Source organism: Cupriavidus sp. D384 (assembly GCF_001652915.1).
Classification (GTDB): Bacteria; Pseudomonadota; Gammaproteobacteria; order Burkholderiales; family Burkholderiaceae; genus Cupriavidus.
On record NZ_BBQI01000090.1, the window covers coordinates 505,147 to 530,361 of the forward strand.

23 protein-coding genes are annotated in these 25,215 nt (G+C 66.2%); 15 read left to right on the forward strand and 8 right to left on the reverse strand.

Features of this window, described 5'->3' with window-relative positions; all coding sequences use genetic code 11:
* Positions 1 to 88: 88 nt before the first annotated feature.
* A complete protein-coding gene (locus A9J21_RS20060) occupies positions 89 to 487 on the reverse strand; it encodes a c-type cytochrome (protein ID WP_066738861.1) in 399 nt (132 codons plus the stop codon).
* 13 nt (positions 488 to 500) lie between these two features.
* The gene (locus A9J21_RS20065; RefSeq protein ID WP_066738862.1) at positions 501 to 845 is read right to left on the reverse strand and encodes a cytochrome c; all 345 of its coding nucleotides are present in this window, start codon (positions 843 to 845) and stop codon (positions 501 to 503) included.
* Positions 846 to 1,350: 505 nt separating this feature from the next.
* Here A9J21_RS20065 and A9J21_RS20070 point away from each other — a divergent pair.
* From A9J21_RS20070 to A9J21_RS20080, 3 genes are read left to right on the forward strand one after another with little or no spacing between them, the layout of a single operon-like run.
* The gene (locus tag A9J21_RS20070) at positions 1,351 to 2,229 is read left to right on the forward strand and encodes a MoxR family ATPase (protein WP_066738863.1); all 879 of its coding nucleotides are present in this window, start codon (positions 1,351 to 1,353) and stop codon (positions 2,227 to 2,229) included.
* Positions 2,230 to 2,248: 19 nt separating this feature from the next.
* Positions 2,249 to 2,842 carry a GNAT family N-acetyltransferase gene (locus tag A9J21_RS20075; RefSeq protein WP_066738864.1) on the forward strand — a complete coding sequence of 198 codons (594 nt, stop codon included), beginning with the start codon at positions 2,249 to 2,251 and terminating at the stop codon, positions 2,840 to 2,842.
* Positions 2,843 to 2,855: 13 nt separating this feature from the next.
* Positions 2,856 to 4,031, forward strand: a complete 1,176-nt coding sequence (locus tag A9J21_RS20080) for a VWA domain-containing protein (RefSeq protein WP_066738865.1) — start codon at positions 2,856 to 2,858, stop codon at positions 4,029 to 4,031.
* 25 nt (positions 4,032 to 4,056) lie between these two features.
* On the opposite strand, the gene A9J21_RS20085 is transcribed toward A9J21_RS20080, so the two are convergent.
* On the reverse strand, positions 4,057 to 4,959 hold the full coding sequence (locus A9J21_RS20085) for a LysR family transcriptional regulator (RefSeq protein WP_066738866.1): 903 nt from the start codon (positions 4,957 to 4,959) through the stop codon (positions 4,057 to 4,059).
* 187 nt (positions 4,960 to 5,146) lie between these two features.
* Here A9J21_RS20085 and A9J21_RS20090 point away from each other — a divergent pair, with 187 nt between their 5' ends.
* From A9J21_RS20090 to A9J21_RS20100, 3 genes are all read left to right on the forward strand, one after another.
* Entirely contained in the window at positions 5,147 to 6,133 is a 987-nt protein-coding gene (locus tag A9J21_RS20090; RefSeq protein ID WP_066738867.1) for a tripartite tricarboxylate transporter substrate binding protein, read from the forward strand.
* 18 nt (positions 6,134 to 6,151) lie between these two features.
* A complete protein-coding gene (locus tag A9J21_RS20095; protein ID WP_066738868.1) occupies positions 6,152 to 7,024 on the forward strand; it encodes an N-formylglutamate amidohydrolase in 873 nt (290 codons plus the stop codon).
* A gap of 251 nt (positions 7,025 to 7,275) precedes the next feature.
* Entirely contained in the window at positions 7,276 to 8,058 is a 783-nt protein-coding gene (locus tag A9J21_RS20100; protein WP_404851396.1) for a BspC domain-containing protein, read from the forward strand.
* A gap of 90 nt (positions 8,059 to 8,148) precedes the next feature.
* On the opposite strand, the gene A9J21_RS20105 is transcribed toward A9J21_RS20100, so the two are convergent.
* Both A9J21_RS20105 and yaaA read right to left on the reverse strand, forming a co-directional pair.
* Positions 8,149 to 9,291 carry a M14-type cytosolic carboxypeptidase gene (locus A9J21_RS20105; RefSeq protein ID WP_066738870.1) on the reverse strand — a complete coding sequence of 381 codons (1,143 nt, stop codon included), beginning with the start codon at positions 9,289 to 9,291 and terminating at the stop codon, positions 8,149 to 8,151.
* 17 nt (positions 9,292 to 9,308) lie between these two features.
* Positions 9,309 to 10,094 carry a peroxide stress protein YaaA gene (yaaA, locus tag A9J21_RS20110; RefSeq protein ID WP_066738957.1) on the reverse strand — a complete coding sequence of 262 codons (786 nt, stop codon included), beginning with the start codon at positions 10,092 to 10,094 and terminating at the stop codon, positions 9,309 to 9,311.
* Between the two features lie 40 nt (positions 10,095 to 10,134).
* Here yaaA and A9J21_RS20115 point away from each other — a divergent pair, with 40 nt between their 5' ends.
* Complete coding sequence (locus A9J21_RS20115; protein WP_066738871.1) at positions 10,135 to 10,665, forward strand: putative toxin-antitoxin system toxin component, PIN family; 531 nt, start codon at positions 10,135 to 10,137, stop codon at positions 10,663 to 10,665.
* Positions 10,666 to 10,713: 48 nt separating this feature from the next.
* Positions 10,714 to 11,892 (forward strand): pyridoxal phosphate-dependent aminotransferase, encoded by a 1,179-nt coding sequence (locus A9J21_RS20120; protein WP_066738872.1) that lies wholly within the window; start codon positions 10,714 to 10,716, stop codon positions 11,890 to 11,892.
* A 140-nt stretch (positions 11,893 to 12,032) separates the two neighbouring features.
* Here A9J21_RS20120 and A9J21_RS20125 read toward each other — a convergent pair whose 3' ends face one another.
* Positions 12,033 to 12,674: a glutathione S-transferase gene (locus A9J21_RS20125; protein ID WP_066738873.1), complete on the reverse strand. Its 642-nt coding sequence runs from the start codon at positions 12,672 to 12,674 to the stop codon at positions 12,033 to 12,035.
* A 176-nt stretch (positions 12,675 to 12,850) separates the two neighbouring features.
* On the opposite strand from A9J21_RS20125, the gene A9J21_RS20130 reads away from it, so the two are divergent.
* The 4 genes from A9J21_RS20130 to A9J21_RS20145 all read left to right on the forward strand — a co-directional run bounded on the left by A9J21_RS20130 (position 12,851) and on the right by A9J21_RS20145 (position 17,810).
* Positions 12,851 to 14,374 (forward strand): 3-hydroxyacyl-CoA dehydrogenase, encoded by a 1,524-nt coding sequence (locus A9J21_RS20130; protein ID WP_066738874.1) that lies wholly within the window; start codon positions 12,851 to 12,853, stop codon positions 14,372 to 14,374.
* Positions 14,375 to 14,454: 80 nt separating this feature from the next.
* Positions 14,455 to 15,234, forward strand: a complete 780-nt coding sequence (locus tag A9J21_RS20135; protein WP_066738875.1) for an oxepin-CoA hydrolase, alternative type — start codon at positions 14,455 to 14,457, stop codon at positions 15,232 to 15,234.
* Positions 15,235 to 15,300: 66 nt separating this feature from the next.
* Positions 15,301 to 16,377, forward strand: coding sequence for a phosphotransferase (locus tag A9J21_RS20140; protein ID WP_066738876.1), 1,077 nt, complete (start codon positions 15,301 to 15,303; stop codon positions 16,375 to 16,377).
* A 428-nt stretch (positions 16,378 to 16,805) separates the two neighbouring features.
* Positions 16,806 to 17,810 (forward strand): tripartite tricarboxylate transporter substrate binding protein, encoded by a 1,005-nt coding sequence (locus A9J21_RS20145; RefSeq protein WP_066738877.1) that lies wholly within the window; start codon positions 16,806 to 16,808, stop codon positions 17,808 to 17,810.
* Positions 17,811 to 17,918: 108 nt separating this feature from the next.
* On the opposite strand, the gene ggt is transcribed toward A9J21_RS20145, so the two are convergent.
* Positions 17,919 to 19,832 carry a gamma-glutamyltransferase gene (ggt, locus tag A9J21_RS20150; RefSeq protein ID WP_066738878.1) on the reverse strand — a complete coding sequence of 638 codons (1,914 nt, stop codon included), beginning with the start codon at positions 19,830 to 19,832 and terminating at the stop codon, positions 17,919 to 17,921.
* A gap of 304 nt (positions 19,833 to 20,136) precedes the next feature.
* Here ggt and A9J21_RS20155 point away from each other — a divergent pair, with 304 nt between their 5' ends.
* From A9J21_RS20155 to A9J21_RS20165, 3 genes are read left to right on the forward strand one after another with little or no spacing between them, the layout of a single operon-like run.
* Positions 20,137 to 21,891, forward strand: coding sequence for a VWA domain-containing protein (locus A9J21_RS20155; RefSeq protein ID WP_156546036.1), 1,755 nt, complete (start codon positions 20,137 to 20,139; stop codon positions 21,889 to 21,891).
* Between the two features lie 22 nt (positions 21,892 to 21,913).
* Positions 21,914 to 22,519 (forward strand): RNA polymerase sigma factor, encoded by a 606-nt coding sequence (locus tag A9J21_RS20160; RefSeq protein WP_066738879.1) that lies wholly within the window; start codon positions 21,914 to 21,916, stop codon positions 22,517 to 22,519.
* The gene (locus A9J21_RS20165) at positions 22,516 to 23,940 is read left to right on the forward strand and encodes a hypothetical protein (protein ID WP_066738880.1); all 1,425 of its coding nucleotides are present in this window, start codon (positions 22,516 to 22,518) and stop codon (positions 23,938 to 23,940) included. The genes A9J21_RS20160 and A9J21_RS20165 overlap by 4 nt, the downstream gene beginning before the upstream one ends.
* 93 nt (positions 23,941 to 24,033) lie before the next feature.
* On the opposite strand, the gene A9J21_RS20170 is transcribed toward A9J21_RS20165, so the two are convergent.
* A complete protein-coding gene (locus A9J21_RS20170) occupies positions 24,034 to 25,203 on the reverse strand; it encodes a CAP domain-containing protein (RefSeq protein ID WP_066738881.1) in 1,170 nt (389 codons plus the stop codon).
* Positions 25,204 to 25,215: the final 12 nt, after the last annotated feature.

The following is a 25,215-nucleotide window of genomic DNA, read 5'->3' on the forward strand; positions in this document are numbered from 1 at the left end:
CCTGTGGTCGGCGTTGTTTTTTGGACGTCCCAACGAAAAAACCGCCCCGGAGGGCGGCTTTCGATGCGCGACGGCACCCGGCCGGCGCTTACTTCTTCAGCACCAGGTCGCCCTTCAGCGAACCGATATACGCGGCGATATCCTTCAGCTCGGCGCGCGTGAACGGGCGCGGCTTGCCGTGCTTGTCAGTGACGGCCGGGTTGCTGTTGACCTGGCCGGCCATGATCGCGTTGGTGCGGCCCACCAGCGGGTTGCCGCTGACCTGGTACGACGCCAGTGCGTGGTAGAGGTAGTCCGGATGCTGGCCAGCCAGCTTCGGATAGTCGGGAGAGATCGGCGCGTTCAGGTCCTTGCCATGGCAGGCCACGCAGCCGCCCTTTTCCACCAGCGCCTTGCCGGCTGCAATATCCGCCGCCGAGGCGGACATGGCAGCGGCGCCAAGCGCGGCAGCACCCAGCACGAACGAAACAGCTTTCAGCATCTTCATGATCAGGGGCCTCTTACTTGAGCGGATTGTTCTGCGTGTCGCCCTTCTGCTGCGAGTAGTACGCAGCAACGGCGGCGATGTCCTGGTCGGACAGGCTGTCGGCAATCCCCCGCATGGTCGGATGCTTGCGATCACCCTTCTTGTAGCCGTGGAGCGCGTTCTCGATGTACTTGGCGCTCTGGCCGCCAAGCATTGGCACCTGATAGACCTCGGGGAACGAAGCACGGTAACCCGGAATGCCATGGCAGCCGATGCACATGGCCACTTTGTCGCGGGCGGTGTCGACATTGCCCTTGTCCTGGGCATGCGCTGCCGTTGCGGCCGCGCCCAACACTACCATCGTGAGGAGCTTTTTCATTTTCGTAGCTGATTGGGAAGTGTTAAACCGCGTGTGACCTGCCCCTGCTGGGGCGCCAGACGGCTTGCTACGAATGGGGATGGGGAGCGGATTGCCGGAGATCTGCCACGGGCGAAGCCGGTCAGACAAAGGCGCAGCCGGGGCGAATGCTGATGTGCCGCGGTGCTCTAACACCATTCTGCAACCATCTCGCGCTGTTGTCGCCTCCCGATGATCTGCCATGTCTCTGGTGACAGAACTGCCGGGCGTGAGGAGGAAATTGACTGGGGGGCGCGTCAAACCGGCGCATTGTACCGCAGCGTGCACGCGCCAGTCCACGGCGTGCGCCTTGGGGTGAGCCCCACTGAACGCGAATGTCAATCTGCTCTTATACTGGCCCATTCCGGCCGAATTTCGGGTTGTTGCCGCCCGTTGTTGCAGGATTTCGGCCCAGCCGGTTGTTGTTTCCCATTGTCATTCGACCGGCCTGCCTGGCAGGCCGGCAGCGATACACCCAGGTTGCCTCATGTCCACCTCCGCCAACGCCAATCCGTCCCAGCAGGTCAAGTTCGAAGGTAGCGCCCAGTATGTGGCCACCGACGACCTGAAGCTGGCCGTCAACGCCGCGCGCACGCTGCAGCGCCCGCTGCTGATCAAGGGCGAGCCCGGCACCGGCAAGACCATGCTGGCCGAGGAAGTGGCCGCCGCGCTGGGCATGCCGCTGTTGCAGTGGCACATCAAGTCGACCACCAAGGCCCAGCAGGGCCTGTACGAATACGATGCGGTGTCGCGTCTGCGCGACTCCCAGCTTGGCGACGACCGCGTGCACGACATCAAGAACTACATCGTCAAGGGCGTGCTGTGGCAGGCATTCGAGGCCGAGCAGCCCGTGGTGCTGCTGATCGACGAGATCGACAAGGCCGACATCGAATTCCCGAACGACCTGCTGCGCGAACTGGACCGCATGGAGTTCTACGTCTACGAGACGCGCGAACTGATCAAGGCCCGGCATCGCCCGCTGGTCATCATCACGTCGAACAACGAGAAGGAACTGCCCGACGCCTTCCTGCGCCGCTGCTTCTTCCACTACATCAAGTTCCCCGACGCCGAAACGATGCAGCAGATCGTTGACGTCCACTACCCCGGCATCAAGCGCGAGCTGGTGGCCGCGGCGCTGGAAGCGTTCTACGAAATGCGCAACCTGCCGGGCCTGAAGAAAAAGCCGAGCACGTCGGAACTGATCGACTGGCTCAAGCTGCTGATGGCCGAGGATATCCCCGCCGAGGCGCTGCGCAGCCCCGACCGCAAGGCCGCCATTCCGCCGCTGCATGGCGCCTTGCTTAAAAACGAGCAGGACGTGCACCTGTTCGAGCGCCTGGTGTTCATGAACCGCGCCAACCGCTGACCAGGATAGGCAAACGACGATGACGAAGTTTGTCCAGCCCGTTACGCTGACCGGGCAGCACGCCACGCTGGCGCCCTTGTCGGCCGATCACCTGACTGGCCTGCGCGAAGCCGCCGCCGACGGCGAACTGTTCCGCCTGTGGTACACGAGCGTGCCCTCGCCCGAAGGCATGGCGGCCGAGATCGAGCGCCGCCTGGGCCTGCAGACGCAGGATTCGATGCAGCCGTTCACCGTGCTCGATGCCGATGGCCGTGTCGCCGGCATGACCACGTACATGAATATCGACGGCAAGAACCGCCGCGTCGAAATCGGCTCGACGTGGTACGCCCAGCGCGTGCAGCGTACCGGGCTCAACACCGAGTGCAAGCTGATGCTGCTGCGCCATGCGTTCGAGACGCTCGACTGCATCGCCGTGGAATTCCGCACGCACTGGATGAACCACCAGAGCCGCGCGGCCATTGCGCGCCTGGGCGCCAAGCAGGACGGCGTGCTGCGCAACCATCTGCGCATGCCCGACGGATCGTTCCGCGACACGGTGGTCTTCTCGATCATCGCCAGCGAATGGCCGATGGTGCGCGCGCATCTGCAATACCAGCTCGAACGCCCGCGTTGATCGGAGTCAAGCCATGCTGATCGACTTTTTCTTCTCGCTGCGCCACGCCAAGCTGCCGGTATCGGTCAAGGAATACCTGACCATGCTCGAAGCGCTGCGCGCGCAGGTTATTTCGCCGTCGATCGACGAGTTCTACTACCTGTCCCGCATGACGCTGGTCAAGGACGAGAAGCACTTCGACAAGTTCGACCAGACCTTTGCCGCCTACTTCAAGGGCGTGGAAAGCCTGGTGGACTGGAAGAGCGACATCCCGCTGGACTGGCTGCAGAAGACGCTGGAGCGCGAGCTTTCGGCCGAGGAAAAGGCCAGGATCGAGGCGATGGGCGGGCTCGACAAGCTCATGGAACGCCTGAAGCAACTGCTGGAAGAGCAGAAGGAAAAGCACGAAGGCGGCAACAAGTGGATTGGCACGGGCGGCACATCGCCGTTTGGCCATGGCGGCTACAACCCCGAGGGCATCCGCATCGGCGGGCCGTCCAAGGGCAACCGTACCGCCATCAAGGTCTGGGAATCGCGCGCGTACAAGGACTACGACGACCAGGTGGAACTGGGCACGCGCAACATCAAGGTGGCGCTGCGCCGCCTGCGCCGGTTTGCGCGCGAGGGCGCCGATACCGAACTGGACCTCGACGACACGATTCACTCCACGGCAGCCAATGCGGGCATGCTCGACATCAAGCTGCGGCCCGAGCGCCACAACAAGGTGAAGGTGCTGATGCTGATGGATGTGGGCGGCTCGATGGACGACCACATCAAGCGCGTGGAAGAGCTGTTCTCTGCCACCAAGACCGAGTTCAAGCACCTGGAGTACTTCTACTTCCACAACTGCCTGTACGACTACGTGTGGAAGAACAACCGGCGCCGCCACGCGGAGAAGATTGCCACGTGGGACCTGATGCACAAGTACACGCCGGACTACAAGGTGATCTTCGTCGGCGACGCAACGATGAGCCCTTACGAAATCCTGCAGCCCGGCGGCTCGGTCGAGTACAACAACCCCGAAGCGGGCGCGGTGTGGCTGAACCGCATGATCGAGCAGTTTCCGCGCTTTGTCTGGCTCAACCCCGAGCCGGAGGGCCTGTGGCAATACCGCCAGTCGATCACGGTCATCAACCAGATCATGAAGAACCGCATGTATCCGGTCACGCTGGCCGGGCTGGAAGAAGCGATGAAGGTGCTGTCGAAGTAGTTGCGCGCGGTGGCGGGACTGCCGGTCACGCCACCACGTCGACACCTTCCATCAGCCACTGCCGGAATGTCAGCAGCGCCGGCAGATGGGCCTTCTGCTCGGGATAGCACAGGTAGTACCCCTTCCGGGCCAGCACGCGCGCCGGATGCGCCACGATCAGCGTGCCCGTGGCCAGTTCCGCTTCGATCAGGCAGCGCGGGATCAGCGCAATACCCAGCCCCGACATGGCCGCCTGCGTCAGCAGCGTGAACTGGTCGAAGCGCGCCCCGCTCCACGCCTTGCGCGTCGACACCCCAAGCTCCGACAGCCAGTCGGGCCATGCCTCGGGCACGGTCGTATGGTGCAGCAGCGGATATTTCAGCAGCGCCGCCGGCGTCTTCGCCACGCCATCGGGCTCGTGCACGAGCAGCCCGGGCCGGCAAACCGGCAGCACCTCGCGGCCGGTCATGTAGTCGGCCAGGCTGCCCGGCCAGACACCGTCGCCAAAACGGATGGCCGCATCGAGATCGGGCTGGGAAAAATCGTAGCCCTGCGCATGGGGCACGAATTCGAGCGTGACCTCCGGATGCCTGGCAAAGAACTGCGGCAACCGCGGAATCAGCCATTTCGCACCAAGCGTGGGCATGCTGGCGATATGCAGGATGCCGCCGCGTCCCTGCCGCGCGATCAGCTCGACGCTGGCCGCCTCGATCTCGCCAAGACTGGGCCCGATGCGCTCCAGGTAGCGCGCGCCGGCCTCGGTCAGCAACAGCCGCTGGCGCACGCGCTCGAACAGTTCCACGCCCAGGAATGCCTCCAGGCTCCGTACCTGCTTGCTGACCGCGCCCTGCGTCACATGCAGTTCGCGCGCCGCCACCGTGAAACTGCTATGCCGCGCTGCCGCCTCGAAGGCCATCAATTCGGTCATCGACGGACACAAGCGCCGCATACCGCACCCCCTACTTCACTACCAAATGGAATGAGCTAGGGATTTTAAATCGTTTGCTACGAACTTGCATTGGCGCGCAGAATCAGGACGCACAATTTTTGCATTACCCCTTGCAGGCTACCCATCAGGTCCGCAGAGACCGGCCTCCATCTCTCCTTTCAATTACCTTTCGACTGGAATCCTTTCGATGCAACGCCGTCCCCTGCTCAAGATCCTGGCCGCCGCCACTGCCTTTGCTGCTGCCGGCCTGACCCTGCCCGCCTTTGCCCAGGGCACCTACCCGACCAAGCCGATCACGCTCGTCGTGCCGTTCCCGGCCGGCGGCACCACCGATATCGTGGCGCGCATCGTCGCCGACAAGCTGGGCCAGCAACTGGGCCAGGCCGTGGTGGTGGATAACCGCGGCGGCGCTGGCGGCAGCATCGGCACCGGCTACCTGGCCAAGGCCACGCCGGACGGCTACACGCTGGGCATTGCCACGGCCTCCACGCACGGCATCAACCCGGCCGTATACCCGCGCCTGTCGTACGACGCCACCAAGGACTTCACCCCCATCACGAACCTGGCTTCGGTGCCGAACGTGATGAGCATCCACCCCGGCGTGAAGGCCACCGACATGAAGTCGTTCATCGCGCTGGCCAAGTCCGAGCCGAACAAGCTGGCCTACGGCTCGGCCGGCAACGGCAGCGTGTCGCACATGATGGGTGAACTGTTCAAGATGAGCAGCAAGACCGAACTGCTGCACGTGCCTTACAAGGGCGTGGGCCCGGCGCTGAACGACGCGCTGGCCGGCCAGGTGCAGATCCTGTTCGACAACCTGCCGTCGTCGCTGCCGTTCATCGAAGGCGGCAAGCTGCGCGCACTGGCCGTGGCTGCGCCCAAGCGCGTGGCCGCCCTGCCGAACGTGCCGACCTTCGCCGAACTCGGCCTGCCCGAAGTGAACGACGCCGCCTGGTTCGGCCTGATCGCCCCGGCCAAGCTGCCGGCCGACATCCAGGCCAAGCTGAACGCCGCCGCCATCAAGGTGCTGGCCATGCCCGAGGTGAAGGCCAAGCTCGAGAAGCTGGGCGCGACCCCGGTGGGCGACACGCCGCAGCACTTCGCGCAGCAGATCGCCACCGAAGTGGCGAAGAACAAGAAGGTGGCAGCCGCCGCCAAGATCTCCCTGGACTAATCCTCACCGGCAGTTCGTATGACCGACGCTGAACGAAAGACCGCGGAAAGCCCGTACTTCCTGCAGATGCCGGAAGGCGAGAGCGGCCCGCTCTTTCTTGACTCACCGCATAGCTGCACCACCTACCCGGCGGACTTCCGCTACGCCGGCAACCTGCCCCTGCCGCTGCTGCGGCAGGCGGAAGACACGTTCGTGGAGCAGCTTTATGCCGATGCCCCGGCACGGGGCATCCCGCTGCTGGCCGCCGGCTGCCCGCGCAGCTACCTCGACGCCAACCGCGGCCTGGAGGAAATCGACGAGGCGTTGCTCGACGCGCCGTGGCCGGGCCTGAAGAAGGAAACGTCCAAGACGCGCCTGGGCAAGGGCCTGGTCTGGCGCGTACTGGACACCGGCGAGCCGATCTACGATCGCAAGCTGAGCGTGGCAGAACTGCAGGCACGGATCGACAACTACTACCTGCCGTACTACGCGCAGCTGCAGAAGTTGTCGGACGCAGCCGTGGCGCGCCATGGCCGCGTGTTCCACATCAACTGCCACTCGATGCCCAGCGAGGCAGCGAAGTTCGCCACCGAACATCCGGGCCTGCAGCATCCGGATTTCGTGGTGGGCGACCGCGACGGCACCACGTGCGACACGCGCTTCACCGATCGCGTGGAAGCCGTGCTCAAGGAAATGGGCTACGACGTGTGGCGCAACCACCCTTACAAGGGCGTGGAGATCGTGCGCGTGGTGGGCCAGCCGCAAGCCAACCGCCACAGCCTGCAGCTCGAAGTCAACCGCAAGCTCTACATGGACGAAGTGGGCCTGACCCACTCGGCCGGCTTCGACAAGCTCAAGCGCGATCTCAACGCGCTGATGGACGATCTGCTGCGCTTCGCCAGCACGTTCTGAAGTCGTCTGGAACGGGCGCTGCAATGGCGCCCGGCACCTCGGGACACGCTACTTGCGTGTCTCGGGGTTCGCCTGAGTTGCATGAGTCCTGTGACATCCGCTATCGCACGCAGGTAATAGCGCCTGATCCCCGCAAGTTGTAAGCAGTTAGAACGAAGGGTAACAAGATTTAGGAACTCCGCCGGCAGGCTTTCCTCTATCATGGCAATCCTTCACCAACCCTCCTTGCTGACTCAGGCAAAGACGATCCCGTGATCAAACGAATTTCCAGACTGTTTGGCAGCCAGCTGCGCATGCTGACTGCCGCAGTGGCAGGCGCGATTGCGCTGGCCGGCTGCGCCACCGCGCCGACCGACGACACCGCCCAGGCCGCCGCCACACCGGCCAGCCCGGCCGGCATGCCCGCCACCGCACCGACCGCCTCGACCAGCCCCCCCGGCGTCAAGCCGCCTCCCGTCGTCAACAAGAATCCGCCGACCACCACGGTCACACTGCCCGACAAGGGCCGCGTGAGCCTGGCCGAGTATCGTGCGCAGATGCGCGAGCAGTTGATGAAATCGGAGAATGCCGCGGCCGATGTGGCCGACTGCGCGGCACATGCCAGCTGGGTGGTGCCGCGTTCGGCGTCCTATGACGCACTGAAGATCCCCACCGGCGCGCTGTCGTCCAGCCAGGCCACCGAGGAACGCTGGGAAGGCCGCTTCTCGCCAGGCAAGCAGGCCGTGCCCGTCAGCTCGGTGGTGACGTTCAGTGCCACGGCCCACAAGCGCAAGGGCGAGGCCCAGTGGCAACCGGTCAAGGTGCGCTGCGGCTACAACGACGGCATGATGCTCGCCTACGAGCTGCTCGACAGCAACGGCGACACGATCACAGAGCCGGCAGCGGCACCGGCCGTGTCCACGGCGTCGCACAGCAAGAAGAAGGGCAAGAGCAGCGCCAAGGCTTCGTCGTCGAAGTCGACGTCCTCGTCCAAATCGACGTCGAGCACCAAGAGCACGTCTTCTTCGTCCTCCAAGACGAAAAAGAAGAACTGAGCCCAAGCTGCTGATCTGCTGATATCCGCCCCCCCTCCCGCGTGCGGGAGGGGGGCGAAAAACGCAGGCGTCACTCGCGTCAGACCATTCTCAGCCCAGATATTCCAGAATCGCCTGCAGCATCGCCGTGCCCAGCAGCGCGCTCTTCGCGCCGTTCCAGCCCACGGCCGGGTCGGGCAGGTCGGCGTTGTCCTTGAACGGCATTTCCAGCGTCAGCGCCAGGCAGCCAAAGGTGTGGCCGATGTACTTCGAGGCCAGCTTCAGCGCGTCGGCGTTGTACTTGCTGGCGGCGTAACCGTGCACGTCCTGGAAATCGGGCGTGGCACGCTTGAAAGCCTCGATAAAGCGTGACTGCTGCTCGCGCTGGGCTTCGGTAAAGCCGGGCAGCATCTCGCTGCCGGCCACGAAGTTGTACGGCAGCGCCTCGTCGCCATGGATATCGAAGAACAGGTCCACGCCGGTGCGCTCGATGGCGCGGCGCACGTGGTAGACCTCGGGGCTCGTTTCCTCGCTCGGCTGCATCCACTCGCGGTTCAGGTTCGCACCCGCCGCGTTGGTGCGCAGGTTGCCGCGCGAGGAGCCGTCGGGGTTCATGTTCGGCACGATATGGAACACGGCGCGGTCCAGCAGCCTGCGCGCGACCGGGTCGCCATTCCACGCGCCAGTGCCGGTCAGGCGCTGCAGCACGCCCTCGCAGAACCACTCGGCCATGCTTTCGCCCGGATGCTGGCGCGCGATCATCCAGATTGTTTTCTTGCCCGGGCCGGGCTGGCCCAGCGTCACGCAGGTCAGGTCGCGTCCATCGACGGTGCTGCCCAGGTGCGACAGCTTCGCCAGCGGCGAGCGCTGGCACGTCGCCAGCAGCGACAGGTGCCGCTCGTCGGAATACGGCTCGAAGTACGCCAGCCACACGCTGTCGTGTTCGGGCGTGAAGTCGACGGTCATCGTGGTGCCGTCGTACTGCGTCGGCACGCGGAACCAGTGCGCGCGGTCGTACGACGCCACCGCGTGGTAGTCGCGCCAGCCATCGGGATAAGTACACTCGCCGGCGTTCAGGAACTTGAGCCGGCACGCCTGTCCGGCCGCGCCCTGCAGGCGGAAGTGGAACCACTGGCGAAAATCGGCGTGCGAATCGGCGCGGATGCGCAGGCGGATATCGTCGGCGCGGTCGAGCGCTTCGACTTCGATCGCGCCCGAATCGAACAGCGAGGAAATATGGAGTGCCGAGGTCATCGAATCTGTCCTTGTTCTCAGTCTTCCAGGCGGCGGCGGAACACCCAGCGCGAATCGTCGGAGGCGGCCTTGTCGAACGCGTAGCCGTCTTCCTTGAAGCGCTTGAGCTGCGCCGGGTCTGTCACCCGGTGCGTGACCGCAAAGCGGGCCATCGTACCGCGCGCGCGCTTGGCATGGAACGAAATAATCTTGTAGCGGCCGCCCTTCCAGTCCTCGAACACGGGCGTGATCACGCGGGCGTCGAGCACCTTGGGGCGCACCACCTTGAAATACTCCTCTGACGCCAGGTTCACCAGCGTGGGCGCGCCCTCGTGCTTGAGGTCGGCCATATCCTTGTTGATCAGCGTCGTGACGTCGTCGCCCCAGAACGCGTACAGGTCGCGGCCGGCGGCGTTGTCCAGGCGGGTGCCCATTTCCAGGCGGTATGGCTGCATCCAGTCCATCGGGCGCAGCACGCCATAGAGGCCGGACAGGATGCGAATGTGCTTCTGGGCGAACGCCAGGTCATCGGTGGACAGCGTCCGGGCGTCCAGGCCGTCGTAGACATCGCCATTGAAGGCCAGCACGGCCTGCTTGCTGTTGGCGGCCGAGAACTCGGTGGTCCAGTCCGCATAGCGGGTCACGTTCAGCACGGCCAGCTTGTCGGAGATGTCCATGAGCGACGCCACGTCCTGCGGCGCCAGCTTGCGCAGGCGCTCGATCAGCGCGGCGGAACGGTCGATAAAACGCGGCATCGTATGGGTCTTGACGCGCGGCGGTGTCTCGTAGTCCAGGGACTTGGCGGGAGACAGGACGATGAGCATGGCAAAATCGCGGGCAGAAACAAAGCTGAGATTGTAGCGAATGCCCACCGAAGTCACCGCCGGCGCCCTGCCCGGCCCCTCCGCCCCCCGTGTCGTGCTCGATTCCAACGTCTGGGTCGACCTGCTCGTGTTCCGCGACCCACATGTCGAGCCAATCCGCGCCGCGCTGGCGTCCGGCGCCATCGCCCCGGTCATCCGGGCCGACTGCCGCGAGGAACTGCGCCGGGTGCTGGCCTATCCGCAATTTGCCCGGTTCGCCGTCGATATCGACGCCGCGCTGGCCGAGGTGGATCGCCTGACCACATTGGCCCCGCCCCCCGAACCGGCCGACGCGGGCGCCATCCGCCTGCCGAAATGCCGCGACACCGACGACCAGAAGTTCATCGAACTGGCTCACTTCGCGCAAGCCGAACTGCTGGTGTCGAAGGACAAGGCCGTGCTCAAGCTCAGGAGCCGCCTGCGCCGCACCAGCGGGGTGGACGTGCTGACGCCGCTGGCCTTCCCGGGCTGGCTGGCCGCTCGTGTGGCCGCCGATGCCGCCGGTACGGACCCGGCCGGCGATCCCCGCTAGAATGTCGCTCTGGTTTCCTGCCCGGTTATTTACCGTTTCCGCCCAGTCATGTCCGAATCGACCCCTGCCCCGCTGAATCCGCTGAATCCGCCGCTGTCGCGCCTGCCCAACGTGGGCACCACGATCTTCACCGTGATGTCGGCGCTGGCCGCCGAAAAGAACGCCGTGAACCTGGGCCAGGGCTTTCCGGACTTCGACTGCGACCCGCGCATCGTCGACGCCGTGACCGGCGCCATGCGCGCGGGCCACAACCAGTACCCGCCGATGGCTGGCGTGCCCAAGCTGCGCCAGGCCATCGCCGGCAAGATCGCCACGCTGTACGGCCACCAGTACGACTGGAACACCGAGATCACGATCACCGCAGGCGCCACGCAGGGCCTGCTGACGTCGATCCTGTGCGCGGTACACCCGGGCGACGAAGTCATCGTGCTGGAGCCCTGCTACGACAGCTATCTGCCGTCGATCGAACTGGCCGGCGCCAAGGCCGTGCCGGTGCGGCTGGAAGCCCCGCTGTTCCGCATCCCGTTCGACAAGCTGGCCGCCGCGATCACGCCCAGGACGCGCATGATCATGATCAACACGCCGCACAACCCCACCGGCACGATCTGGCGCGCGGAAGACATGCAGCAACTGGCCGACCTGCTGGCCGGCACCGACATCCTGGTGCTGTCCGACGAAGTCTACGAACACATGGTCTATGACGGCCAGCAGCACGCATCGGTGTCGCGCCACCCGGAACTGGCGCGCCGCAGCTTCGTGGTGTCGAGCTTTGGCAAGACCTATCACGTCACGGGCTGGAAGGTGGGCTATGTGGCTGCGCCGGCCGCGCTGATGAACGAATTCCGCAAGGTCCATCAGTTCAACGTGTTCACCGTGAACACGCCGGTGCAGCATGGCCTGGCCGACTATATGGCCGATCCCGCCCCATACCTGGACCTGGCGGCCTTCTACCAGGCCAAGCGCGACTACTTCCGCGCCGGGCTGGCCAATTCGCGCTTCAAGCTGCTGCCATCGGACGGCACGTATTTCCAGTGCGTCGACTATTCGGCCATTTCCGATATGAGCGAGGCCGATTTCTCGATGTGGCTGACGCGCGAAATTGGCGTTGCGGCGATTCCCGTCTCGGCGTTCTATTCCGAGCCCCGGGAGTCGGGTGTGGTGCGCTTCTGCTTCGCCAAGAAGGAAGAGACGCTGAAGCTGGCGCTGGAGCGGCTGGCCCGGCTATAAGCGCCGCGCATTCCCGCCATGAAGAAAAGCCCCGCTGGCTTCCCGCCGCGGGGCTTTTTGCTTATTTTGGCGCGCTGATGCTGCCTTGCCATGGTTGGCGTGCTGCAGCTGGCACGATACCTCCGGCGCCCCTGCCCCGCTTACTTGTTCCGGCTGAGCATCAGCTCGGTGTTGGCCTTGCGTTCGGCATTGACCTTCTGCACGGTCGGCCGCTCGGCCATCGCCTTCAGGTAATCCTTGACCGGCAAGCCCGCGAGCAGGTCTTCGCCGTAGATGATCTTCGTGCAGGACGAAATCAGCGGCAGATGGCACACGGCGGCGCAGTCGGCCAGCGTGAAGGTGTCGCCGGCGATATATGGCGAGAACTTCGCCAGGCGGCCGAAAGCGGGGATGTACTTGTCCAGCAGGTTGCGCTGGCGTTCCTTGACGCGGTCACTGACCGTGCCGCCGAAGAACGCTTCGGCGTACAGCTCGCGGGCCGTGAGTTCCAGGTAAAGCTCCAGGAACGTGATGATTTCGCGCACCTTGCCGGCCTGGAAGGGGTCTTGCGGCAGCAGCGGCGCCTGGATATAGGTGGTCTCCAGGTATTCGACGATGGTTTCGGACTCGCACAGCGGGCCGGCATCGGTGATGATGTAGGGAACCTTGCCCAGCGGCGATGCCGCCAGGTCGGTCTCGCCGATCCAGGCCAGCACTTCCTCGAATGGCAGGTTCTTTTCCAGCAGCGCCAGCTTGACCTTGTTGTAGTAGTTGCTGGCGGCAAAACCGCAAAGCTTCAGCATGTCGTCTCTCTCCGTATTGGGATGGAATCGCTGGTGTCGACCCGGGGCCGCACCGTCGCCGTCTGCCCTGCCACGCATGGCCGATCAGCGCACGCCGCATGCGCGGCGCCTCTGTCGCGAAGGGTGCAGAAAACGTACGATCGTGCTAATTTAGCCACAACTTTTTTGGACCAACAATGAGCAATTCCACTATCCAGACGCTCGGCATCGTTGGCACTGGCGCCATGGGCCGCGGCATCGCCCAGATCGCCGCGCAGGCCGGCCTGACCGTACACCTGTTCGACACCAACGCCCAGGCCGTGGCCGCCGCGCGCCAGTACCTGCAGGATACCTTTGCCAAGCTGGCCGACAAGGGCAAGATCAGCGCCGCCGACAGCGACGCCGCACTGGCCCGCGTGAAGGCCGCCAGCGCGCTGGAAGACCTGGCCGGCTGCGACATGGTGGTGGAAGCCATCGTCGAACGCCTGGACGTCAAGCGCGACCTGGTGGCCAAGCTCGAAGCCATCCTGCCTGAAGACGCGGTCATCGCATCGAACACCTCGTCGCTGTCGATCACGGCAATCGCCGTGGGCGCGAAGCAGCCGGGCCGGGTGGTCGGCTACCACTTCTTCAACCCTGTGCCGCTGATGAAGGTCGTGGAAGTGATCGATGGCCTGTCCGGCGACCCGGCCGTGGGCGACCGCCTGATGGAGCTGTCGCGCCGCATGGGCCATACGCCGGTGCGCTGCAAGGACATGCCGGGCTTCATCGTGAACCATGCCGGCCGCGGCATGAACATCGAGGGCCTGAAGGCCGCGCAGGAAGGCGTGGCCGAGTTCGTCGACATCGACAACATCATGCGCGAGCAGGCCGGCTTCCGCATGGGCCCGTTCGAGCTGATGGACCTGACCGGGCTCGACGTGTCGCACCCGGTGATGGAATCGATCTACAACCAGTTCTACCAGGAGCCGCGCTACCGCCCGTCGCCGATCACGGCGCTGCGTTCGGTGGGTGGCCTGCTGGGCCGCAAGACCGGCGCCGGCTTCTATGCATACCCGGAAGGCCAGAAGCAGGTGCCCGCGGCAAAGCCGGTGCCCGATGCGCGCCCGGCCAGCGTGTGGGTGAGCCGCGCCAACGCGCGTGGCAACGCCATGACCGTGAAGCTGCTGACCGCGCTGGGCGTGACCGTTGAAGCCGGCAACCAGCCGTCGTCCGACGCCCTGATCGTGGTCACGCCGCTGGGCCTGGACGCCACCACCGCCGCGCTGGAAGAAGGCCTGGACGCCACGCGCGTGGTTGCCATCGACACGCTGCTGCCGTTTGAAGCCACCAAGCGCCGCACGCTGATGACCACGCCGGCCACCAGCGCCGCCGCCCGCGATGCCGCGCACGGCCTGTTTGCCAGCGATGGCGTGCCGGTGACCGTGATCCGCGATTCGGCCGGTTTCATTGCCCAGCGCATCATCGGCTGCATCGTGAACATCGCCAGCGACATCGCACAGCAGCGCATCGCCACGCCGACCGATATCGACCTGGCCGTGAACCTGGGTCTGGGCTATCCGAAGGGTCCGCTGGCACTGGGCGACACGATCGGCGCCGCAGTGATCCTGGAAGTGCTGCGCAACATGAATCGCCTGACCGGCGACATGCGCTACCGTCCGAGCCCGTGGCTCTGGCGCCGCGCCGGCCTGGGCCTGTCGCTGCTGACCGAAGAAGCCTGATCGAGTGGGCGCCCCGCCGAGACACGGGGCGCCCTTTTTGTATTTGCCGCAAGAACTTGCCCCAGGATAACGAGGCTGCCATGACTGCCCAGTTGCTGTCCGAACGCGTCGACGCGACGCTCGTGCTGACCATCTCCAACCCGGAGGCGCGTAACGCGCTGCATCCGGATATCTACGCCGCCTCGCAGGAAGCCCTCGAAGTGGCCGCCCGCGACGACTCGATCCGGGCCGTGGTGCTGACCGGTGCCAATGGCGTGTTCTGCGCAGGCGGCAACCTGAACCGCCTGCTCGGCAACCGCGCGCAACCGCCGTCGGTGCAGGCCGAGAGCATCGAGACGCTGCATCACTGGATCGAATCGTTCCACGCATTCCCCAAGCCGATCATCGCTGCGGTGGAAGGCCCCGCCGCCGGCGCGGGCTTCTCGCTGGTACTGGCCTGCGACTACGTGGTGGCCGCCAGCGACGCCAAGTTCGTCATGGCCTACGTCAAGGTCGGCCTGACCCCCGATGGCGGCGGCTCGTATGAGATTGCGCGCATGCTGCCGCGCCAGCTGGCCAGCGAAATCCTGATGGAAGGCAAGCCGGTGGACCCGGCGCGTCTTGCACACTTCGGCATCGTCAACCGCGTGGTGCAGCCGGGTCACGCGCTGACCGAAGCGCTGCGCATCGCCGAAAACCTGGCCAAGGAGTCGCCCAACGCCGTGCGCGGCATGAAGTCGCTGATCAACCACGCGGGCACCGCCACGCTGACCGAGCACCTTGCCGCCGAGCGCGACAGTTTCGTGGCCGCGCTCCATCACAAGGATGGGGGCGAAGGCATTACGGCGTTCCTTGAGAAGCGCAAGCCGAATTACAGGTAATCCAAACACCTGTAACACGCCTTCGATAATGATCACAAAATAAAGACACTGCGGAGAGAGACAGACATGAGCAGCAACGTATCGCACTTTGAAGGTACGCGCCCCGTGGCAGACCAGCAGCGCTTCGACGTGGGCGCGCTGGAGGCCTGGATGCGCGAGCATGTCGAGGGCTTTGCCGGCCCGCTGACCGTCGAGCAGTTCAAGGGCGGCCAGTCCAACCCCACGTTCAAGCTGATCACGCCGGGCCAGACCTACGTGATGCGCGCCAAGCCGGGGCCGAAGTCGAAGCTGCTGCCGTCCGCCCACGCCATCGAGCGCGAATACCGCGTGATGAAGGCGCTGGCCGGCACGGATGTGCCCGTGGCCCATATGTACGCGCTGTGCGAGGACGAAGACGTGATCGGCCGCGCGTTCTACATCATGGAGTTCGTCAGCGGCCGCGTGCTGTGGGACCAGTCGCTGCCCGACATGAGCGCGGCCGAACGCGGCGCGATCTACGACGAGATGAACCGGGTCATCGCCGCGCTGCATACGGTGGACTACAAGGCCATCGGCCTGGCCGACTATGGCAAGCCCGGCAACTACTTCCAGCGCCAGATCGAGCGTTGGAGCAAGCAGTACAAGCTGTCCGAGACGGAATCGATCCCGGCCATGGACCAGCTGATGGCCTGGCTGCCCGATCATATTCCGCAGGAAGACGTCGACCTGACCTGCATCGTCCACGGCGACTACCGGCTCGACAACCTGATGTTCCACCCGACCGAGCCACGCGTGCTGGCCGTGCTGGACTGGGAGCTGTCCACGCTGGGCCACCCGATGGCCGACTTCGGCTACCACTGCATGAGCTGGCACATCGCGCCGGGCCAGTTCCGTGGCATCGCCGGCCTGGATCACAAGGGCCTGGGCATTCCCGACGAGGCAACCTATCGCCGCATGTACGAGCAGCGCACCGGCCGCCAGATCACCGGCGACTGGAATTTCTACCTTGCCTTCAGCATGTTCCGGATCGCCGGCATCCTGCAGGGCATCATGAAGCGCGTGGTGGACGGCACGGCATCGTCGGCGCAGGCCCTAAACGCCGGCAAACGCGCCCGCCCGATGGCGGAAATGGGTTGGGAATACGCGAAGAAGTCGGGCGCCTGAACGGACATCCTTCCTCACCATTGGGTTTTTTTCCGCTCTCCCGCACCTTGCGGGAGAAAGGGGCGGGGAAAAGGGCGGGAAAAGGGCGGGGAAAAGGGGCGGGGAAAAGGGGCGTGGCGGTTAAATCTCCGTATGCCGCATCTTGAGACGCTTGCCTTTTCCCCCAGCCCTCTCCCATCGCATGGGAGAGGTGAGAAAGCATCATCGCGCGCCCATGTCATCAGACAACTGAGCACAAACCCGCCCTGCATCCGGCTTTTCCGCCACCTCGAGGTGGAACGCGACGAATCCCTCCTGGCCGCATTGTTGCTACATTTGCCGGTACAGGACTACGTGTTTTCCCGATAGACCCAATCGAAAAGCGGGCCTACACTCCCATCCAAATCGTTGTACGACGACTGACGATAAGTGTTGACTGGAGACACAGCATGACCTCTTCTCGCCGCCAATTCCTTGGCCAGCTTCCGGGCCTTGCGGCCCTTGGTGCCGTGGGCACGTCCGGCATCCTGGCGCCGGCTTCGGCCTGGGCGCAGGACAAGTGGCCGACCCGGCCGATCCGCCTGGTGGTGCCCTATCCCGCCGGTGGCTCGTCGGACATCATCGCCCGCCTGATCAGCAAGCAGCTTGGCGAAGCGCTGGGTCAGCCCATCGTGGTGGATAACCGCCCGGGTGCCAATGGCAACATCGGCGCCGCCATGGTGGCGCAGGCCGGCACGGAAAACCACACGCTGCTGCTGTGCGACGTGGGCGCGCTGGCGATCACCCCGTCGGTCTACACCAAGCTCACCTTCAACCCCGAGAAGGATCTCAAGGGCGTGGCGATGCTGGCGTATTCGCCGCACCTGCTGGTCGTGCATCCGTCGGTCCCGGCCAACAACCTCAAGGAACTGGTCGACCTGTCGCACAAGCAGTCGCTGAACTTTGCCGTGACCGCCATCGGCAGCGCGCCGCACCTGGCGGGCGTGGCCGTCCAGCAGGCCACCAAGGCCGGCTGGCAGTACGTGCCTTACAAGGGTGGTGCACAGGCAATTGCCGACACCGTTGGCGGTACCGCCCAGGTGCTGATGAACGGCATGCTGGCGACTTACCCCCACGTGCAATCGGGCAAGCTCAAGCTGCTGGCCGTCTCCAAGCGCACCCGCATGGCGCTGGTTGGCCAGACGCCGACCATCGCCGAAAGCGGCGTGCCGAACTTCGAATCGGGTACCTGGCAAGGCGTGATGGCGCCGGCCGGCATGCCCGATGCGCTGGTCCAGCGCATCAACACCGAGCTGGTCAAGATCATCCGCACGCCGGAAATCCGCGCCAATCTGGCCGGCCAGGGTGCCGAGGTCGTGACGATGTCCCCGGCGGAAACCTCCAAGTGGTTCCAGACCGAGGAAAAGCGCTGGGCACAAGTCGTGAAGGCGGCAGGGGTCAAGCTGGACGCATAAATCCGGCAATCACAACAGGCAAGACTGAAACGGGCGCGAATTTCGCGCCCGTTTTTTCTTGCCAGCCGCCTCGGGCTGCAAACGCAGCCCGGCGGCCTGTCGCGCGACTCAGTCGCCCAGTGCCACGCCTTCGCGGCGCGGGTCCGCGCCACCGGCCCAGACGGCCTTGCCGTTGACCGTCTTGCGCATGATGGCCTGCGTGCCGCTGGTCATCTCGATCTCGGCCACCTGGTGACCCTGCTGCTTCAGCGCCTGCACCAGCTGCGGCGTCACCAGGCCCTTCTCCACTTCGGTCGGGCCATTGCGGCTGCCGAAGTTCGCCATGCCCACGGCCTGCTGCACGTCCATGTCCCAATCGAGCAGGCCCACCAGCGTCTTCGACACATACTCGATGATCTGCGAGCCGCCCGGCGAACCCAGCGCCGCCACCAGCTTGCCGCTCTGGCGATCGAACACCAGCGTCGGCGCCATCGACGAGCGCGGACGCTTGCCAGCCTGCACGCGGTTGGCCACCGGCTTGCCGTTCTCGGTCGGCGTGAACGAGAAGTCGGTCAGCTGGTTGTTGAGCATGAAGCCGCGCACCATGATGTGCGAGCCGAAGTACGACTCGATGGTGGTCGTCATCGACAGCGCGCCACCCCGGTTGTCCACGGCCACGATCTGCGACGTGGAAACGCGCGGCGGCGAGCGATCCGGCGCAAACGAAACCTTCACGCCGGGCGGCGTGCCGGGCTGCGCCTTGCCCATGCTCTTGTCACCAATCAGCGCCGCCCGCTCGGCCAGATAGTTCGGATTGACCATCGCGGCCACGTCCACCGGCACGAAATCGGCATCGGCCACATACAGGCCGCGATCTGCGTAGGCCAGCCGGTCGGCTTCGGCAATCGCATGGACGGCCAGCGGATTCGGCTCCATCAGCGACGGCAGGTCGACCTTCGTCGGTTTCAGGCTCGCCAGCGCGTAGCGCGGATCACGCTTTTCCAGCGCCTCCAGCGTGCCAAGGATCTGCGCAATGGCAATGCCGCCCGACGACGGCGGCGGCATGCCGCAGATCTTCCACTGGCGGTAGTCCGTGCACACCGGCACGCGCACCTTGGCCTTGTAGCCCTTCAGGTCCGCCTCCGAAAGGCTGCCCGCGTTCTGGTGGCCGTTGACCTTGGCGGCGATGTCTCGCGCGATCGGCCCGTTGTAGAACACGTTCGGGCCGCTCCTGGCAATCTCGCGCAGCGTCTGCGCCAGCTGCGGGTTCTTGATGATCGAGCCGACCGCCCTGGCCTTGCCCTGCTCATCCAGGAAGTAGCCGGTCATCTCGGGCGAGCCGCCCATGAACTTGTCGGCCGCCACTTGCGTATAGAGCCGCTGCGACATCGGGAAGCCCTTGTCCGCCAGGCGGATGGCCGGCTGGAACAGCCGCGCCCAGGGCAGGCGCCCGTGCTCGCGATGGGCCATCTCCAGCGCGCGCAGCACGCCTGGCACGCCCACCGACCGGCCGCCGATCTGCCCTTCGGAGAATTCCATCGGCTTGCCGTCGGCACGCATGAACAGGTTTTCCGTGGCACCAGCCGGCGCGGTCTCGCGGCCATCGTAGGCCTGCACGCGCTTGCCGTCCCAGTACATGATGAAGGCCCCGCCGCCAATACCGGTGGCCTGCGGCTCCACCAGCGTCAGCACGGCCTGCATGGCAACGGCGGCGTCGATGGCCGAGCCACCAGCCCGCAGGATCTCCCGGCCAGCCTCGGTAGCCAGCGGATTGGCTGCGGCCGCCATGTGCTTCTGCGCGTAGGTGGTGGTCATGTCCGGGCGATAGCCCGACGACACTTCAGGGGCTGGCGGCATCGCCGCCTGCGCGGGAGGCGCAGAGGCCGGCGCGGCCGATGCGGCGGGTGTACCCGCGCCCTTGTCCGGCGTTCCGCAGGCCGCCAGCAACGCGGTCAGCGCCACGGCCAGCGCGCCACGCCAGCGCAGTGAATCGGATGGATGCGAGGTCAGGTCCGTGGAACGGGGTGCCGCTGCTTCAGTCATGCCGTGTCTCCTGGAGGAAATCTTCGGCGATTGTAGCGGCGAAAGATGCTGGCGGATGTGCGAATCGTCTGAAAGCCGGCCTTGCGTTTCGCGGCATTTTTTCCTATGCGCCATCGCCTTCTGCGGCAGGGCAGCATGGCAGGCGCGAATAAATTCGTGACTGGCGTCAACCCCGTGCGCGGGCCTGCTTCGTTTCATGCCCAGGGCGCGCTTCGCGCCGGCTGCATGCCACAAGGAGAACAACATGCGCACAGGGCTTTCTGCATCGAACATCACCCCATGGACGGCAGCGCTTGGCGCCGTCATGGCGCTGGGGCTGGCCGCATGCAGCGGATCGCCACCGGTCAGCCCGGCAGCACATCCGGCAGAGCCGGCGCCGCCACCGGTGCCCGCGCCCACGCCGCCGTATATCCTCCAGCCCCCGGCAGAGAAGACTGGCAAGCCCGGGGCATCCCGGGACAGCTCCCGAAATCGCGAGCCGGCCGCGGAAGCTCCTGCGCAGGCCCGCGCGGAGACCCGCCCGGAAGCCCACAGGGCCATGCGCGTGCCCGCTCCGCAGTCGCCTGCGCTGTCTGCGCTGATGGTGACGCCCGCGCCCGCGCCCGCGTTCGCCCCGCCACCGCAGGACCGCGAACGCTATGGAGCGATCGACGAAAACGGCGTCCGGCAGGTGGCACAGGCGCCAGTTTCCACGTTCAGCATCGATGTCGACACTGGCAGCTACAGCAACGTGCGCCGCATGCTCAATGCGGGGCGCCTGCCGCCATCCGATGCGGTGCGCGTCGAGGAACTGGTCAACTACTTTTCCTACGACTACGCCGGGCCGGCCGACGGCAGGCCCTTCGCCGTGCATGCCGCGCTGGCGCCTGCCCCCTGGCAGCCGCGCAACGTGCTGCTGCGGATCGGTATCAAGGGCCAGGACATGGCGCGCGCCAGCCTGCCTGCCGCCAATCTCGTTTTCCTGGTCGATGTGTCCGGTTCGATGAACGCGCCCGACAAGCTGCCGCTGCTGAAGGCGTCACTGAAGCTGCTGGTCAACGCGCTGCGCCCTCAGGATCGCATCACGCTGGTCACCTACGCCGGCAGCACACGCGTGGCGCTGCCACCCACGCCCGGCAGCGAAAAGACCGCGATTGCCAGCGCCATCGACCAGCTCGTGGCGGGCGGCAGCACGGCCGGCGCCAGCGGCATCGCGCTGGCCTACCAGGCAGCGCAGCAGCGCTATGTCGCTGGCGGCATCAATCGCGTGCTGCTTGCCACCGACGGCGACTTCAACGTCGGCATCACCGACTTCCGCCAGTTGAAGAGCCTGGTCGAGGAGAAGCGCAAGTCGGGCGTATCGCTGTCCACGCTTGGCTTCGGCACCGGCAACTACAACGACCAGCTCATGGAGCAGCTGGCCGATGCCGGCGACGGCGCGTACTCGTACATCGACAATCTCACGGAAGGCAACAAGGTGCTGGTCAGCGAAATGAGTTCGACGCTGGCAACCATTGCCCGCGACGTGAAGATCCAGGTGGAATTCAATCCGGCCACGGTACGCGAGTACCGGCTGATCGGCTACGAAAACCGCCTGCTGGCGCGCGAGGACTTCAACAACGACAAGGTGGACGCAGGCGATATCGGTGCCGGCCATACCGTGACGGCGTTGTACGAACTGACGCTGGCCGACGGGCCGGGGCTGATCGATGACCTGCGTTACCAGCCGACAGCCACCGCGAGCCGCCATGGCAACGAACTCGCGCATGTGAAGCTGCGCTACAAGCGCCCCGGCGCCAGCGCCAGCGAGCTGACCGACGTCACCGTCGCGCGCGACACCATCCGCCCGCTGGCCCAGGGCGATGCCGACTTTCGCTTCGCGGCCGCCGTCAGCGGCTTCGGTCAGGTGCTGCGCGGCGGCAGGTTCACCGGCCGATGGACGCTCGACGATGCACGTGCCCTGGCGCAGGATGCGCGCGGCGCGGATCGCTTTGGCTACCGGGGCGAGTTCCTGAAGCTCGTGGCGCTGGCGCAGGCGCTGCAGACGGTGCCGATGCCGGCCGGTGCCGACGCCCGCTGACCGGCGATCTATACTCGATGCCATGACGCCTGCCAGCCCCACCCCCAATATTGCTGCGCTGCCCGACGCCGACCTGATGCTGCTGGTGGCGGGCGGCGTCATCGAGGCCCCGATCGGCGAACTGTTCCGCCGCCACAACAGCGGACTGTTCAACTATGTTGCCTGGCTCTGCCGTGGCGACACGGGCGAAGCCGAGGACATCGCGCAGAAGACGTGGATCCAGCTGATGACGCGCTGTGGCGACTACACGCCCACCGCCGCGTTCCGCACCTTCCTGTTCCAGATCGCGCGCAACGCCTGGCTGGACCAGGTGCGCAGCGCGCACGCGCGGCTGCGTGAATCGATCGACGCGCACGAACCGGAAATGCCGGTCGACGATCTGACGCCCGAGACCGAGGCGCAATTGCGCGAGCATCTGACCAGCGTGCACCAGGCGCTGCTGCAGCTGCCCGTGGCGCAACGCGAAGTGGTGGTGCTGCGCTTTTTCAGCGAGATGAGCGTCGAGGAAATCGCCGCAATGCTGGGCGAGAAGTTCGAAACGGTGAAAAGCCGGCTGCGCTATGCGTTTGCACGGCTGCGCACGGTGCTGGCCGATGGCGGCATGGTCGCCGGGGAGCCCCGGCCATGACAACACTGCGCCCCGACGACTCGCGCCACGACGCCGCCGACCGCTTTATCGCCGGCGAAGACCGGTTGTCCGCGCTGTTGCGCGACGTGCCGCGCTTTGAGGCGCCAGCCAGCCTGAGCAGTGCCGTGGTCTCCGCCGCGCGCGCGGTGCAGGCGCGCATGGCCGCCGAAGCGGAGCGCGATGCGGTGCGGGCATCGGCGCCCCCGCCCACCTTCGCCGCCCCGCCCACGCTGTCCGACAGCGTGCTGCGCGAGGCCGCGCGACTGCAGGCCGCGCAGGCCACGCGCCGCGATGTGGTGTTCGGCCAGGTGCTGCAAGGCAAGCCGGCCGGCGACGTGCTCGGTGCACCGGTCAGCGCGCCCACCGCGGCATGGCTGCGCGCGCAGGCCGCGCAGCAGCGCGACGCAGCGGCGGCAGCCGCATCCGTGGCGCGGGCTGCGGCCCCACCGGCCAGGCGCGCTTCTGCGGTGTCGCGCTGGTGGAAGTCGCTTGGCGTCGCGGCCACCGCGTTCGCCGTGGCGGGCCTTGCCACGAAGATCGTGCTGAGCCAGCTCGATGACGGCACGCCGATGACGGCCGCGCTTTCGTCGAACGTCATCATCGCCGACAACGCAGGACCGGCACCGCGGGCCGAACCGGCGCTGGCATCCACGCCGGCTCCGGACATCGCGCCAGCCACGCAGGAATCGCCGCCGGAAACGCAGACCGCGGACGCCCCGTCGGCCACCGCACCGGCGACAGCGCCCGTAAGTCGACCGGCCGCGCCATCGCAGGCCGCCCGCAGGGAACGCGCACCGGCACCGTCGCATGCACCGCCGCCGGCTCCGTCGCCTGCCTTTGCGGCGCCGCCTGCGCCTCTACCGGCGCCTCTACCGGCGCCTTTGCCCGAGCCTTCATCGGTACCGGCCACCGCCGCGCTGGCACCCTCGCCTCCTGCGCCCGCCGCCCCTGCCGCACCCGCCATCCTGGCCGCGCCAGCACCGATGGCATCGATACAGGCACAGGCCGATACAGCACCGGCACCCGCAGCCACACCAGGCGCCGGTGCCGAAGCGCGCGCACGGCGCATGCCACAGTCGGCGTATATGGCGGCGCCCGCGCCGGTGCCAGCGCCCGCTGAATCGCTGGCCGCTTCAAAGGCCACGGCAAAGGCGGCCGCGCCCGTGGCGGAGAAATCGGCCACCGTCACGCTGGAAGACGATCCCGCATCGGTTGCCATGCAATGGCGCCCCGGCAAGGGGCTGCAAGTGTGGAGCGCAGAGCCAGACAATGCGGCCGTGCGCGACTGGGTGGCGCGCCTGTGGGCGGCCATGCCTGCCGATGCGCGACCCGTGGCGCCCTACGGCATCCAGCGCGACGACGCGCTCGCACGCGGCCAGTTGCGCATCGAACAGGGTGCCGAGCATCCCGGCGTCAAATAGCAGGCCGCCAGACAAGGGCGCGCCATGAAAAACGGGAGGCAGATGCCTCCCGTTTTCTTCCCGGCATGGCGCCAGGCGTTCTCGCTCACAGCATTACAGCGTGGTGAACGACCAGTTCAGGTTCACGCCCTGCCCGTTCAGCGTTCCGCTGACCGTCACGTTGTAGCGCGTCTTGCTGGCCAGCGGTGCCGTGGGCGTGCAGATCGCCAGCCCGCTCGCGGCGCCGGACATGCCCGACGTGCGGGCATCCACCTTCTCGCACGGCACGGTGTTGCCCGACGCATCGGTGATCGAGAACGTGTCGGCATTGAACACCAGCGACGTGTTCACCGCCTGCACCGTGACCGGATAGCCCATGGTCTTGCCCGCGTAGGCCGGTGCCGGATTCGGGCTCTCGCTGTTGACCCAGCTGACCGGCACATCGGCCTGGCCGTTGTACGGATACGCCACCATCTGGTTATCGGCGCCGCCCGGGCTGCGGTCGGCAAGGTCGATGGTCTGGAAGTAGTACGCCTGCGTGCCGCCGCTGCTGCCCGCGCCCACGCTTTCGGCAAACCCGCTGCCGGCCGAGCCGTAGCTGCCCAGCAGTGCCGCGCGATGGAACGGGGCATCGACCAGATCGATCACGAGCTGATCCTTGGGCGTCATCGACAGGTCTGCGCCCGCCTGCGACGTCCAGCGATTGGCGCCGGCCACCACTTCGGCCGTGGCATTGCTGGCGTAAGCGGCCTGGATGCGGTCGTTCGGGGCCGCGCCGGTGTAGGCGGGCTTGCCCGATTGCTCGTCGTGCGTCAGCGTGTTGTTGGCGAGCATGTAGGCCGTGTGGTTCTGGGCCACGGTGTTGAGCGCGTCGCGGGCGGTCAGCGGGGCCAGGCCCACCTGCTCGCGGCGATAGTTGGCGTAGCACAGGCCCGCGCTGCGCGCATCGGCCAGTACGTGATAGCCGGACACGCCCGTGCCACGCGCGGGCAGCAGGGCGACCGAACCGGTCACCGGTGCCGGTGCGGTGCCCGATACCGTATAGCAGGCGCGGTCGGTCCCGCCGGGGGTCGGAGCGGCAGCAGCCTGGCCGCTGGTGGCCGGCTGGGCAGCCGAGCCCGATTGCGCCGCGCTGCCGCCACCGCCGCTGCTGGCCGAGGTTGCGGAACCGCCACCGTCACCGCCGCCGCATGCGGCCAGTGTCAAAGCGGCACAGGCGGCGATGGCGCCGAGTGCAATCGGTCGTCCGTTGATGAAAGCAGAGCGCAAGAGTTTCCCTGGCATGTGAGCGTGCCT

Coding starts and splice junctions, on each gene's coding strand:
- A9J21_RS20170 (WP_066738881.1), bottom strand. CDS start 25,203: ATGCCAGGGAAACTCTTGCGCTCTGCTTTCATCAACGGACGACCGATT.
- A9J21_RS20095 (WP_066738868.1), top strand. CDS start 6,152: ATGACCGACGCTGAACGAAAGACCGCGGAAAGCCCGTACTTCCTGCAG.
- A9J21_RS20115 (WP_066738871.1), top strand. CDS start 10,135: ATGCCCACCGAAGTCACCGCCGGCGCCCTGCCCGGCCCCTCCGCCCCC.
- A9J21_RS20105 (WP_066738870.1), bottom strand. CDS start 9,291: ATGACCTCGGCACTCCATATTTCCTCGCTGTTCGATTCGGGCGCGATC.
- A9J21_RS20130 (WP_066738874.1), top strand. CDS start 12,851: ATGAGCAATTCCACTATCCAGACGCTCGGCATCGTTGGCACTGGCGCC.
- A9J21_RS20120 (WP_066738872.1), top strand. CDS start 10,714: ATGTCCGAATCGACCCCTGCCCCGCTGAATCCGCTGAATCCGCCGCTG.
- A9J21_RS20065 (WP_066738862.1), bottom strand. CDS start 845: ATGAAAAAGCTCCTCACGATGGTAGTGTTGGGCGCGGCCGCAACGGCA.
- A9J21_RS20080 (WP_066738865.1), top strand. CDS start 2,856: ATGCTGATCGACTTTTTCTTCTCGCTGCGCCACGCCAAGCTGCCGGTA.
- A9J21_RS20075 (WP_066738864.1), top strand. CDS start 2,249: ATGACGAAGTTTGTCCAGCCCGTTACGCTGACCGGGCAGCACGCCACG.
- A9J21_RS20125 (WP_066738873.1), bottom strand. CDS start 12,674: ATGCTGAAGCTTTGCGGTTTTGCCGCCAGCAACTACTACAACAAGGTC.
- ggt (WP_066738878.1), bottom strand. CDS start 19,832: ATGACTGAAGCAGCGGCACCCCGTTCCACGGACCTGACCTCGCATCCA.
- A9J21_RS20145 (WP_066738877.1), top strand. CDS start 16,806: ATGACCTCTTCTCGCCGCCAATTCCTTGGCCAGCTTCCGGGCCTTGCG.
- A9J21_RS20165 (WP_066738880.1), top strand. CDS start 22,516: ATGACAACACTGCGCCCCGACGACTCGCGCCACGACGCCGCCGACCGC.
- yaaA (WP_066738957.1), bottom strand. CDS start 10,094: ATGCTCATCGTCCTGTCTCCCGCCAAGTCCCTGGACTACGAGACACCG.
- A9J21_RS20140 (WP_066738876.1), top strand. CDS start 15,301: ATGAGCAGCAACGTATCGCACTTTGAAGGTACGCGCCCCGTGGCAGAC.
- A9J21_RS20135 (WP_066738875.1), top strand. CDS start 14,455: ATGACTGCCCAGTTGCTGTCCGAACGCGTCGACGCGACGCTCGTGCTG.
- A9J21_RS20070 (WP_066738863.1), top strand. CDS start 1,351: ATGTCCACCTCCGCCAACGCCAATCCGTCCCAGCAGGTCAAGTTCGAA.
- A9J21_RS20155 (WP_156546036.1), top strand. CDS start 20,137: ATGGCGCTGGGGCTGGCCGCATGCAGCGGATCGCCACCGGTCAGCCCG.
- A9J21_RS20085 (WP_066738866.1), bottom strand. CDS start 4,959: ATGCGGCGCTTGTGTCCGTCGATGACCGAATTGATGGCCTTCGAGGCG.
- A9J21_RS20060 (WP_066738861.1), bottom strand. CDS start 487: ATGAAGATGCTGAAAGCTGTTTCGTTCGTGCTGGGTGCTGCCGCGCTT.
- A9J21_RS20090 (WP_066738867.1), top strand. CDS start 5,147: ATGCAACGCCGTCCCCTGCTCAAGATCCTGGCCGCCGCCACTGCCTTT.
- A9J21_RS20160 (WP_066738879.1), top strand. CDS start 21,914: ATGACGCCTGCCAGCCCCACCCCCAATATTGCTGCGCTGCCCGACGCC.